The following is an 11962-nucleotide window of genomic DNA, read 5'->3' as shown; positions in this document are numbered from 1 at the left end:
CGTCCGAACGCGGCCCGAACCGAACGCAGGCTGCGCCAGCTGCTATGGGAATCGGTTACTTCAGTCCGATCTTGTAAAGTGCCCCATCGTCCTCATCGGTCAGCACATACAAATACCCGTCCGGCCCTTGCCGCACATCGCGAATGCGCTTGTTGAGTTCACCGAGCAAGCGCTCTTCGTGAACCACCCTGTCGCCATCGAACTGCAAGCGGATCAACTCCTGGTTCACTAACGCGCCGATAAACACGTTGTGCTGCCAGGCCTTGAAACGGTCAGCGTCGTAGAACGCCATGCCGCTGAGGCCGGGGGACTTTTCCCAGACATGGTGCGGGGCGACGGTGCCTTCGGCGGACTTGCCCTTGGCTTCCGGTATCGGCTGGCCGGAATAGTTGATGCCATGGGTTGCCATCGGCCAGCCATAGTTCTTGCCTCGCTCGATGATGTTGATTTCATCGCCACCCTGGGGACCGTGCTCGTTTTCCCAGAGGGTGCCGGTCCAGGGATTGAGCGCCGCGCCTTGTGGATTGCGATGACCGTAGGACCAGATTTCCGGGCGTACGCCGGCCTGACCGACAAAGGGGTTGTCATCCGGCACCTTGCCGTCCGGGTAGATCCGCACGACCTTGCCTTGCAGCTTGTCGAGGTCTTGGGCGGTCGGCCGGTCATTGTTCTCGCCAAGGGTGATAAACAGATAGCCGTCGCGATCAAACACCAACCTGGAGCCGAAGTGGTTACCGACTGAAAGCTTGGGTTCCTGACGGAAGATCACTTTGAAATCCTTGAGGGCCGTCAGGTCGTCGGACAAATGTCCGCGCCCGACCGCCGTCCCGGCCTTGTCGCCCTCACCACCCCCTTCGGCATACGACAGATAGACTGTGCGGTCTTGCTTGAAGTCGGGCGACAACACCACATCCAGCAAGCCTCCCTGCCCTTTGGCCCAAACCTTTGGCACGCCACTGAGCGGAGCGGAAAGTTTACCGTCAGCGCTGACCACCCGCAGGTTGCCGGGCCGTTCGGTCACCAGCATCCCTTGGCGATCGGGAAGAAACGCCAAAGCCCAAGGATGTTCGAGCCCCTTGGTCATTGTCGTCACCTCAAGGGTGCCCTGTTCGCTTTTCAAATGCTGGGTCGGCGCCGCGAAAACGGGCGCCGCGACGATGATCAGTGCGCTGGCACACAGTGCGGCCAGAAGGGTTTTACGCAACATGCACGATTCCTTTTGTCGTTCGAATGGCTGGCAAGATCGCTGTCGTGCCGTTCAACGGTTGCTGGTGTCTGCGTCTCGATGAGGTGGGTTGGGAATGAATTTCGGTGGGGTGGCGGGAGGCGGCCGGTCCTGAGGATAACGGTTGCCGATGCCACCATTATCAAGGGTCGGTGGCCGCGGCATGGGCACTGTGTTCGGCCCACGAATGGCCGGCGCGCTGGGTTGCGTGCCTTGCATGCTGTTGGGATTGGCCCGGCGAATCGGGCTGTTGTAAGGATTGCTGGTCTGGCCCGTCGGGCTCTGGGCCAACAGCAATGAAGAAGGTGGCGATGCGGTGTCAGCCTGGGCCAGATCGCTCAGCACGCCACTCAACGCCAACGCGGTGCAGCCGAGCACAAATCTGTTCATGGGGAGCCTCTGGACATCAGCGTGGATAGGAACTTCGATATCACGCTACGCCCGGGGTTCGGATTTGTTAACTAAAACCTCCTTCACAAGATGTAACACGAGTTGACCCGACCGCCGATACGCCCGCAGGACCGGGTCGCAGCCCGCTGAAACTTTTGCACAGCGGCACGGGTCACCTGAACATCACTCGCGAGAAGACGACCATGGCACGGGCAATCTGGAAAGGCGCGATCAGTTTCGGTCTGGTGCATATCCCTGTGGCGCTGGTCTCGGCGACGTCCTCGCAAGGGGTGGATTTCGACTGGCTCGACAGCCGCAGCATGGACCCGGTGGGCTACAAGCGCGTCAACAAGGTCACCGGCAAGGAAGTGACCAAGGAACACATCGTTAAAGGTGTGCAGTATGAAAAGGGTCGGTATGTGGTCCTCAGCGAAGAGGAAATCAAGTCGGCGCACCCTCTGTCCACTCAGACCATCGACATCTTTTCCTTTGTCGACAGCGAGCAGATCCCCCTGCAAAACATCGATACGCCCTACTACCTCGCGCCGGATAAACGCGGTGGCAAGGTCTATGCGCTGTTGCGCGAAACGTTAAGCAAAACCAATAAAGTCGCCCTCGCCCATGTTGTGCTGCACACGCGCCAACACCTTGCCGCGCTCATGCCGCTGGAATCGGCGATGGTATTGGTGATGCTGCGCTGGCCTGCCGAAGTGCGAAGTCTGGATACGCTTGAGCTGGGCAGTGAAGTCACCAAGCCCGAACTGGCCAAAGGTGAACTCGACATGGCCAAACGACTGGTTCAGGACATGAGCGCAGACTGGAAACCCGAGGATTATCGCGACAGTTTTGAAGACAAGATCATGGCCTTGGTGGAGAGAAAGGCCAACGAAGGAAAAATCGAAGATGTCGAAACGGCGACTGGCGAAGAGGAGCGTAAAACTGCGGATGTTATCGATCTGACCGAGTTGCTTAAACGCAGCCTCGGCGGCAAGAGCACGGGAAAAACGAAGCCGGCCGCAAACAAAAAAGCCACGAAGTCTTCTCGTGGCTGATTGAAGGTTGTGCGGTGAATGTTAGGCCCTCTTCGCGAGCAGGCTCGCTCCCACAGGTGATCGCGATTAACTGTGGGAGCGAGCCTGCTCGCGAAGGCGTCATACGTCACGACACGGAAATCAGATCAAGACGATAATCGCCAGCAAGCCACCAAAAATCGCCCACTTTTCGAGGTAGTAAAGCTTGCGGTTACGCTTCTTGAGCGCTTTGCCGCGAAGGCGAATCTTGTAGATTTTGGCGAACAAGCGGTTGATACCGCCGGTCTTGTCACCCGTATCGTTCGGTGCGCCCGCCGCCGACATCACATTACGGCTGAACCAGCCATTGAACACCGCCGCCCAGCGATACTTCATCGGCCGCTCAACGTCGCAGAACAGAATGATGCGGTTCTGCTCGGTGGTGTTTTCGGCGTAATGAATGAAGGTCTCATCGAACATGACCGCTTCGCCGTCGCGCCAGTGGTAGTTCTCGCCATCGACGTTGATGTAGCAACCGGCAGAGTTCGGCGTTTCCAGACCCAGGTGATAACGGTAGGAACCGGCATACGGATCGCGATGACGGACCAGTTTGGAACCCTGTGGCAGCTCGGCGAACATCGCAGCCTTGACCGAGCCGATGCTTTGCACCAGTTCGGTGGTGCGCGGGCAAAGTTTCATGGCCGAAGGATGGCTGTCGCCGTACCACTTCAGGTAGAAACGTTTCCAGCCCGTCTTGAAGAACGAATTGAAGCCGACGTCGTCGTATTGATTCGAGCGCTTGATCTCCCCGGCCCTAAGCAGGTTCTGGCCCTCGGCGCGAATTTCTTCCCAATGGTCTTGCAACGGACTCAGATCGGGAAAGTCTGCCGGGTTCAGATAAGGCTTGTTGGGGATCTTCGAGAACAGATAAAGGAAGCAGTTGATCGGCGCCAGAAACGTCGAGTGGTCGCTCAACTGGCGGCCCAGCTTGTGGCGCACGCGTCCGCGCAGGTGGACGTATGCAATGGATACAACGTAAATAGCTGCAATGATCAATTTCACAAAAATCGTCACACGTCAGAAATGAACAAACTGCGTCCCTTGCCGGCCAATCAGCCCAAGGGTCTTGTGCAGTGTCTGAATACGAAACAACGGTCCCGATGGCGCGTCCTCGAGCCTATGCCGCCTGTCGGCATCGGGTGGATAGATGGCATTTTAGCCACAGTTTGTAACCAATAGTTAACCTTCAGATGTGAAAATCTGTCCACTGATGCTGCCAAAGTGGCCGTGCGGCCTTAACGCCCTATCGTTTAAAGAGCCAGACCAGTACAATCGCCGCCAAACATTACGCGCCCCCCTTGGTTGATGACGGGAATGAACCCCGTCTCAGCGCACTTCGACTCGGGCCAAGCGCTCCATATGCTGCTGTCCACTTATTGCCAGATGGACCTTCCGCTTCTGACCGGGATGCATTTCCTGTGGTTCGAATAACGGAAACGGGTACTGAATCGGTACTGCCGCAACCCTAGCTACTCTGAATGCTTCGCAGGAAAAACCTTTGATCTCTACAGCTAACATCACGATGCAGTTCGGCGCCAAGCCGCTATTCGAAAACGTTTCGGTCAAATTCGCCGCGGGCAACCGCTACGGCCTGATCGGCGCCAACGGTTGCGGCAAGTCGACTTTCATGAAAATCCTCGGCAATGACCTCGAGCCGTCCGGCGGCCAGGTCATGCTCGAGCCGAACGTGCGTCTGGGTAAATTGCGCCAGGACCAGTTCGCCTACGAAGAATTCACCGTGATCGATACCGTGATCATGGGTCACGAAGAGCTGTGGAAGGTCAAGGCCGAGCGCGACCGTATCTACTCGCTGCCGGAAATGACCGAAGAAGACGGCATGGCCGTTGCAGAACTGGAAACCGAATTCGCCGAAATGGACGGCTACACCGCCGAGTCCCGTGCTGGCGAACTGCTGCTGGGCCTGGGTATCGGCATCGAGCAGCACTTCGGCCCGATGAGCGAAGTGTCCCCAGGCTGGAAACTGCGCGTATTGCTGGCCCAGGCGCTGTTCTCCGATCCTGAAGTGCTGTTGCTCGACGAACCGACCAACCACCTGGACATCAATACCATCCGCTGGCTGGAAAACATCCTGACCCAGCGCTCCAGCCTGATGATCATCATCTCTCACGACCGTCACTTCCTGAACAGCGTGTGCACCCACATGGCTGACCTGGATTACGGCGAGCTGCGCCTGTTCCCGGGCAACTACGACGAGTACATGACCGTGGCGACCCAGTCCCGCGAGCAACTGCTGTCGGACAACGCCAAGAAGAAAGCACAGATCTCGGAACTGCAATCGTTCGTCAGCCGCTTCTCGGCCAACGCCTCGAAAGCCAAGCAGGCCACTTCCCGCGCGAAGGCGATCGACAAGATCCAACTGGCCGAAGTCAAGCCTTCGAGCCGTGTGAGCCCGTTCATCCGTTTCGAACAAACCAAGAAGCTGCACCGTCAAGCGGTCATCGTCGAGCGCATGGCCAAAGGCTTCGACGGCAAGACACTGTTCAAGGACTTCAGCTTCCAGGTTGAAGCTGGCGAGCGCGTGGCGATCATCGGCCCGAACGGTATCGGTAAAACCACCCTGCTGCGCACCCTGGTCAATGAACTGACCCCGGATGCCGGTACCGTGAAGTGGACCGACGCCGCGGAACTGGGCTACTACGCCCAGGACCACGCGCACGACTTCGAAGACGACTGCAACCTGTTCGACTGGATGGGCCAATGGACCCAGGGCGGCGAGCAAATCGTTCGCGGCACCCTCGGCCGTATGCTGTTCTCCAACGACGAGATCCTCAAGTCGGTCAAGGTCATCTCCGGTGGTGAGCAAGGTCGCATGCTCTTCGGCAAGCTGATCCTGCAAAAGCCGAACGTGCTGATCATGGACGAACCGACCAACCACTTGGACATGGAATCCATCGAGGCGCTGAACCTGGCGCTGGAGAACTACCCGGGCACGCTGATCTTCGTCAGCCACGACCGTGAGTTCGTATCGTCCCTGGCCACCCGCATCATCGAATTGAGCGCCAGCGGCGTGATCGACTTCAGCGGCACCTATGATGATTACCTGCGTAGCCAGGGCGTTGTGTTCTAAATAGCCCTGCAGCAACTGAAAAGCCCTGTCCTTGTGACGGGGCTTTTTGCATTCAAGGGTAAAGGGATACTTTGGTTCAGAAACCTTCGCGAGCAGGCTCGCTCCCACAGGGAAATGCGTTCCAACTGTGGGAGCGAGCTCGCGAAGAGGTCCTCAAACCCTACGAGTATAGTTAGCCTGCTTTCTTTTATTTAGCGCCCGCGCCATGATGCAGTTCTCCTACCGCCGCCCGCGAACGAGCCCTCATGTCCGTGCAGCAACTGCCACCGCAAAGCTCCATGACGATCACCCTACAGATCGTCTCCATCGTCTTTTATACCTTTATTGCCTTCCTCTGCATCGGTCTGCCGATTGCGGTGTTGCCGGGGTATGTCCACGAACAGCTGGGTTTCAGCGCGATCATCGCGGGGCTGACCATCGGCTCGCAATACCTGGCCACCCTGCTCAGCCGCCCGATGGCCGGGCGGCTGTCGGACAGCATCGGCACCAAGCGGGCGATTGTTTACGGGTTATCGGGGATTGTGTTGAGCGGCGTGCTGACGTTGATTTCAACGCTGCTGCAAAGCTTTCCGTTGCTGAGCCTGCTAATCCTGATCGCCGGCCGCTTGTTGCTGGGGATTGCCCAGGGCTTGATCGGGGTCGGCACCATCAGTTGGTGCATGGGTCAGGTGGGCGCGGAACATACCGCGCGATCGATCTCCTGGAACGGCATCGCCTCCTATGGCGCCATCGCCATTGGTGCGCCGCTGGGCGTGGTGATGGTTGGCGAGCTGGGATTTGCCAGTCTTGGGATCGCGCTTTCGGTGCTGGCGCTGGCGGCGTTGTTGCTGATCCGAAACAAACCCTCGGTGCCAGTGATTCGCGGCGAGCGCCTGCCGTTCTGGGCGGTGTTCGGGCGCATTGCGCCGTTCGGCGCGAGCCTGAGCCTCGCCTCCATCGGTTATGGCACGTTAACCACCTTTATTACCCTGTATTACGTCAGCCGTGGCTGGGCCGGCGCGGCTTACTGCCTGACGGTGTTCGGCGTATGTTTCATTCTGGCGCGACTGTTGTTCATCTCCAGCATCAGCCGTTTCGGTGGGTTCACCTCGGCCGTTGCCTGTATGAGCATTGAAACGGTGGGCCTGGTGTTGCTGTGGCTCGCGCCTTCGACCGGTTATGCGCTGATCGGCGCAGGCCTGACCGGGTTCGGTCTGTCGCTGGTGTATCCGGCGCTGGGGGTCGAAGCGATCAAGCAAGTGCCCAATTCCAGTCGCGGGGCGGGATTGAGTGCTTACGCGGTGTTTTTCGACCTGGCGCTGGCGATTGCCGGGCCGTTGATGGGCGCCGTGGCGTTGAATCTGGGGTACTCGTGGATTTTCTTCAGCGCGGCGTTGTTGTCGGTGACTGGCCTCGGTTTGACGTTGTTACTGAAACGCCGCGCGATGGCCTGACACTCACAATTCACTGTGGGAGCGAGCCTGCTCGCGAAGACGGAATCACATTCAACACATTAGTCGTCTGACACACCGCTTTCGCGAGCAGGCTCGCTCCCACAGGGGTTATGCAGTGTTCGATGCATTACTGATCGGCGGTCTGCATCCCGGCCCGGCTCGGCTTGGCAAGCGCGTGAGCGAAGAAACGCCCGGCCTCGGACACCATGGTGCGATGGATGTCTTTGCGGTCGACGCCATCGGCATCGGTGCACAGCGCCGGCATGGCGATGATTTGCTCTTCGTTGCAAGGCGCCAGGAACACGAAGTGCCCTGCCCCGGCCAGCAACTTGAAGTCCGGCGCGATCGGCAGTTTGCGCGCGAGGGCGGCGGCATTCTTGTCGAACGCCACCAGTTTGTCGCCGTCGCCGCTGTAGAGCAGCACCGGCACATGCACGTCGGCCAGGGTATGGCGGCCAAACTTCAGGCTCAGCGGCGCCATGAGCAGCAAGGCGCGAACCCGCGGGTCTGCCACCGGTTGCAAGTCATCACGGTCAGCAATCAATTCGCCTTGGGTGTTGCAGGCATCGCGGTCGTCCGGGCGTTCCTGACAATAGCGGCGCAGACGGTCCAGGTCTGGTGTCGCGCCGGACAGAATCAGCGCAGTCTCCCCACCCGCCGAATAGCCGATCACACCCACCTGATCGGCGTTGACGAAGGGCGCGAGCATACGGTCGCCCAGCGTCTCGGTAATGGCTTCGGAAATCTGGATGGGCCGACCATAAAGGTTACTTAACGTACCGAGACGGCTGTGGTCTTTGGAGTTGTCGCCGGGATGGATCACCGCCACCACCACAAACCCTTTGCGTGCCAGCGACGTGGCGAGGTCGTGCAAGGCCAGCGGTGTTCCGGTGTTGCCGTGGGACAGCATCAGCATCGGGAAACGACCGATGGCGACTCGGGTGTCTTCGCCCGCTTCGACCGTGTAGCCCTCGAGGATGCTGGAGTGCTCCTTGTCGCTGGAGGGATAGAAGGCGATGGCGCGCATCGGCTGCAAGTCCAGAGGGTCGAGAAAGCTCATCTCATGGAAGCCGACGCTCCAGTGAGGATGCGGCGCAGGCGCGGCGTGCACTGAGTTCAGGCTGCTGAGCAGGCAAATCAGTAAGGTTGCACAAAGACGCACCATGGAAGGCTCCACCTGGCTACTGACCGGGGACGTTAACCCTCGACTGCATAACTCGGGCCACTATTTAATGAAATTCAGAAACAGCCAGAAACAAAAAACTCCGCATCTGACACTTGCGTGATCAGAATACAGAGTTTTTTGGATGTTGCTCGAGCTGTTTGATTTTCTTTACACACGCCTTACGCGGCGGCGAACAGCTGCTCACTGATTTGTGTGTGTGCGTCGCTCATGGCTTTGGTGCGGACATCGTCACCGTAGGCCAGGCCATGGGCACGGACGAACTCGATGTCAGTGATACCGAGGAAGCCGAACAGGACTTTCAAATACTCTTCGTGTGCCACACCTGTTGCCTGACCAGCATGCAGACCGCCGGAAGTCGATACGATGACGACTTTCTTGCCACCGCACAGGCCTTCAGGGCCGGCTTCGGTGTAATGGAAGGTCTGACCGGCAACGGCGATGCGGTCGATCCAGGCCTTGAGTTGAGTCGGGATAGTGAAGTTGTACATCGGAGCTGCAATCACCACGGCATCGGCGGCGAGGAATTCGGCCAGGGTGGTGGCGCTCAGCTCGGCTTCGTGTTGCTGCGCGGCGTTACGCAGTTCAGCGGTGGTGCCGGCGGCAACCAGAGTCGTGGCGGAGAAATGGCTGATGGCATCGGCTGCCAGGTCGCGGTAGGTCACCACGGCAGTCGGCTCGGCGGTTTGCCAGGCTTTAACGACTTCGCTGCTCAGCTGACGGGAAGCCGAGTTGTCACCAAGAATGCTCGAATCGATATGCAGCAGTTTCATGTGGGATCTCCAGGTGAGGATCGCTACGAAGCGATCTGATGGGGAGAATCCTACAGGCGAAACCAATAGCTGATTAGACTGCAACAATGCGATAGTTCGTCCCACTGATAGAACAGTCGAGTTCCCACCATGCAAGACCTCAATGATCTCTACTACTTCGCCAAGGTGGTTGAAGCCGATGGCTTCGCCGCGGCCGGGCGTTTGCTCGGAATTCCCAAGTCGCGATTGTCGCGGCGCATCGCCGAGCTGGAAGAGCGTCTCGGCGCGCGCCTGCTGCAACGCACCACCCGACAACTCAAGCTGACCGCCGTGGGCGAACGTTACCTGCGGCACTGTCAGGCAATGCTGCTGGAAGCCGAGATGGCCGACGAAGCCGTTGCCAGTATGTCCAGCGAACCTCGCGGGCGTTTGCGGGTGTCCTGCCCCGTCGGGTTGGCCCACGAAATTCTGCCGCCAGTGATCAGCGATTTCCTTGAGAAGTATCCTCAGGTTCAACTGGAGGTCATGTTGCTCAACCGCCGCGTAGACCTGGTGACTGAGGGCGTCGATGTGGCGCTGCGGGTACGTGAGTTGGGCGATGAGGATCCGCTGTTGGTCACCCGACGTTTGCGCCAGGCGCAGATGGCGATGGTCGCCAGCCCCGGTTTTTTGCACGGACGTGAAATCAACCACCCCGAAGACCTGAAAAACCTGCCCGTGCTCGGCGCCCTGGAAGCCGACCGCCTGGTGCATATCCGCATGCTCGACCAACAGGGCAAAAGCTGCGATCTCACCCTCGAAGCGCGATTGGGCATCGATGACTTTATCGTGCGCAAGGCCTGCACCCTCGCTGGCCAGGGCTTTACCATGCTGCCGATGATGTATTGCGAGCAGGAACTGGAAAACGGCTCGCTGGTGCAGCTGCTGCCCGACTGGTCGTTGCCTGGCGGCTGGCTGCAAGCGGTCTACCCTCATCGACGCGGGGTGATGCCGGCCGTACGCGCCTGGCTCGACCATTTGATCGAATCTTTCAATGCCTGTGGGGACCGACTGATATGAAGGCTGGACGTATGAGCGAAGAGGATGTCGCGCAATTCTGTCTCGCGCTGCCGGGTGCGCGGGAAGATTACAAGTGGGGTGGCGTACGGGTGTTTTCGATTGCAGGGAACAAGATGTTTGCCTTGCAGAATCTGCGGGGCGAATCCCTGGCCTTCAAGGTCGACAAAGACTTGTTTCTCGGTCATTGCGACCGCCCGGGAATCCGCCCGGCGCCGTATCTGGCGCGGGCTCAGTGGATCATCATGGAAACGCCCTACCCGTTGGGCCTTGAAGAGCTGCAAGGATTGTTGCAGCGTTCCCATCAATTGGTGGTGAGCAAGTTGCCCAAGCGTGCCCAGGTCGGACTACTGCTTTAATACAGCGCCAGCAGATTTGCACCCAGAAACAATTGATCGATCCAGAACACCTGGTGCAGCAGCACAATCATCCAGAACAACAGCTGAAACGACACTTTGCGCGTCTTGTGCCGAAACAGCTGCTGCGCCAGCAAGGCTCCCGGCCAGCCGCCAGCGAGCTCTACCGCATGTAACACGTTCTCCGGTGTGCGCCAATGGTCGTCGCGCGCCTTGCGCTTGTCGCTCCAGTACAGCAAGAACGCCAGCAGGCTGACGACCCCGTACGCCGCCAGGGGAATCACGGAAACCCCACGCAGCCAAAACGACATCGAGCCGTACAGCGGCAGCGCGCACAGGACCGCAAACACCAGCAGTTTCAGCTGAAGATTGCGAATCTCTCCTGCGGGTTTGCGTCCGGGGTTGTTGCGCGCGCTGGCGTCATTCATGGCTTGACCGCGGCCCAGTCGACCCAGCCAAACTGCCAGGTGGCCAGGATGACCAGGCCGAATGCAATGCGATACCAGGCGAACGCTGCATAACTGTGGGTGGCGATGAACTTGAGCAAGCCCCTGACGGCAATCATCGCAAAGATGAACGCGGTGACGAAGCCAATCGCGAACACCGGAAAATCCGACGGGACGAACAGGTGGCGGTATTTGTAGCCCGAGTAAACGGCCGCAGCGACCATGGTCGGCATCGCCAGAAAGAACGAGAACTCGGTGGCGGTCTTGCGCGACAGCCCGAACAACAAGCCACCGATGATGGTCGAGCCGGAACGCGAAGTCCCGGGAATCATCGCCAGGCACTGGGCGAAGCCGACTTTCAGGGCGTCTTTCCAGGTGATCTCATCAACGGTTTCAGCATGCACTTCATGCTGACGCTTTTCGGCCCACAACATGATGATCCCTCCCACGACCAACGCCGCAGCGACGGTAATCGGGTTGAACAGGTACTCGTGGATCAAATCGGAAAAAATCACCCCCAGTACCACGGCCGGCATGAAGGCAATCAACAGGTTGGCGGTAAAGCGGCGAGCACTGGGCTGCGTCGACAAACCGGTCACGACATCAAGGATCTTGCGGCGAAACTCCCACACCACCGCCAGAATCGCCCCCAGCTGAATAATGATGTTGAAAGCGATAGCCCGTTCACCACCGAAGTTGAGCAAGTCCGCCACAATGATTTGGTGCCCGGTACTGGAAATGGGCAAAAACTCCGTCAGCCCTTCTACAACGCCTAAAATCAATGCCTGGAAGGCCGTCCAAAGATCCATCAATCCCCCAAAGGCAATGCGCAAAAGCATGCCCCATTAATATTTGTCTGAGCGTTTCACTGCGATCAGCGTAGCTGAATTCCCGCGCGCACAGGATCCAGACGAAACCGTAAAAATTCCGTGAAAAATCAATTTGGATTCAGGTTTTTCCGTG

Annotated in this window: 12 protein-coding genes; 5 read left to right on the top strand and 7 right to left on the bottom strand. The window is 58.6% G+C overall.

Annotated features, from left to right (window positions below; all coding sequences use genetic code 11):
• Positions 1-55 precede the first annotated feature (55 nt).
• Complete coding sequence (locus JFU47_RS03240) at positions 56-1207, bottom strand: PQQ-dependent sugar dehydrogenase (protein ID WP_201180789.1); 1152 nt, start codon at positions 1205-1207, stop codon at positions 56-58.
• 51 nt (positions 1208-1258) lie between these two features.
• Positions 1259-1615: a hypothetical protein gene (locus tag JFU47_RS03235; RefSeq protein ID WP_201180782.1), complete on the bottom strand. Its 357-nt coding sequence runs from the start codon at positions 1613-1615 to the stop codon at positions 1259-1261.
• Between the two features lie 203 nt (positions 1616-1818).
• Here JFU47_RS03235 and ku point away from each other — a divergent pair, with 203 nt between their 5' ends.
• Positions 1819-2667, top strand: a complete 849-nt coding sequence (gene ku / locus JFU47_RS03230) for a non-homologous end joining protein Ku (protein WP_201180779.1) — start codon at positions 1819-1821, stop codon at positions 2665-2667.
• A gap of 120 nt (positions 2668-2787) precedes the next feature.
• Here the strand turns inward: ku and lpxO are convergent, their stop codons facing one another.
• Positions 2788-3687, bottom strand: coding sequence for a lipid A hydroxylase LpxO (gene lpxO, locus JFU47_RS03225; RefSeq protein ID WP_201180771.1), 900 nt, complete (start codon positions 3685-3687; stop codon positions 2788-2790).
• A 496-nt stretch (positions 3688-4183) separates the two neighbouring features.
• Between lpxO and JFU47_RS03220 the strand changes: the two genes are divergently transcribed.
• Both JFU47_RS03220 and JFU47_RS03215 read left to right on the top strand, forming a co-directional pair.
• The gene (locus tag JFU47_RS03220; protein WP_123365020.1) at positions 4184-5773 is read left to right on the top strand and encodes an ABC-F family ATPase; all 1590 of its coding nucleotides are present in this window, start codon (positions 4184-4186) and stop codon (positions 5771-5773) included.
• Between the two features lie 245 nt (positions 5774-6018).
• Positions 6019-7206: an MFS transporter gene (locus JFU47_RS03215; RefSeq protein ID WP_201180769.1), complete on the top strand. Its 1188-nt coding sequence runs from the start codon at positions 6019-6021 to the stop codon at positions 7204-7206.
• A gap of 127 nt (positions 7207-7333) precedes the next feature.
• Here JFU47_RS03215 and JFU47_RS03210 read toward each other — a convergent pair whose 3' ends face one another.
• Together JFU47_RS03210 and JFU47_RS03205 are read right to left on the bottom strand one after the other, a co-directional pair.
• Positions 7334-8371: an alpha/beta hydrolase family protein gene (locus tag JFU47_RS03210; RefSeq protein ID WP_201180768.1), complete on the bottom strand. Its 1038-nt coding sequence runs from the start codon at positions 8369-8371 to the stop codon at positions 7334-7336.
• A gap of 179 nt (positions 8372-8550) precedes the next feature.
• Positions 8551-9162: an FMN-dependent NADH-azoreductase gene (locus tag JFU47_RS03205; RefSeq protein WP_201180767.1), complete on the bottom strand. Its 612-nt coding sequence runs from the start codon at positions 9160-9162 to the stop codon at positions 8551-8553.
• Positions 9163-9291: 129 nt separating this feature from the next.
• Between JFU47_RS03205 and JFU47_RS03200 the strand changes: the two genes are divergently transcribed.
• Together JFU47_RS03200 and JFU47_RS03195 are read left to right on the top strand one after the other, a co-directional pair.
• Complete coding sequence (locus JFU47_RS03200; protein WP_201180765.1) at positions 9292-10200, top strand: LysR substrate-binding domain-containing protein; 909 nt, start codon at positions 9292-9294, stop codon at positions 10198-10200.
• The gene (locus JFU47_RS03195) at positions 10197-10556 is read left to right on the top strand and encodes an MmcQ/YjbR family DNA-binding protein (RefSeq protein ID WP_201180764.1); all 360 of its coding nucleotides are present in this window, start codon (positions 10197-10199) and stop codon (positions 10554-10556) included. The genes JFU47_RS03200 and JFU47_RS03195 overlap by 4 nt, the downstream gene beginning before the upstream one ends.
• Here JFU47_RS03195 and JFU47_RS03190 read toward each other — a convergent pair.
• Positions 10553-10981 (bottom strand): DUF1294 domain-containing protein, encoded by a 429-nt coding sequence (locus tag JFU47_RS03190; protein ID WP_201180763.1) that lies wholly within the window; start codon positions 10979-10981, stop codon positions 10553-10555. The two genes, JFU47_RS03195 and JFU47_RS03190, sit on opposite strands and share 4 nt — an antisense overlap.
• The gene (locus tag JFU47_RS03185; RefSeq protein ID WP_201180762.1) at positions 10978-11808 is read right to left on the bottom strand and encodes an undecaprenyl-diphosphate phosphatase; all 831 of its coding nucleotides are present in this window, start codon (positions 11806-11808) and stop codon (positions 10978-10980) included. Before JFU47_RS03185 ends, JFU47_RS03190 begins: the two co-directional genes overlap by 4 nt.
• Between the last annotated feature and the right edge of the window lie 154 nt (positions 11809-11962).

It is taken from the genome of Pseudomonas sp. TH39(2020), assembly GCF_016650715.1.
Classification (GTDB): Bacteria; Pseudomonadota; Gammaproteobacteria; order Pseudomonadales; family Pseudomonadaceae; genus Aquipseudomonas; species Aquipseudomonas mandelii_C.
This window is presented reverse-complemented; position numbering and strand designations above follow the sequence as displayed.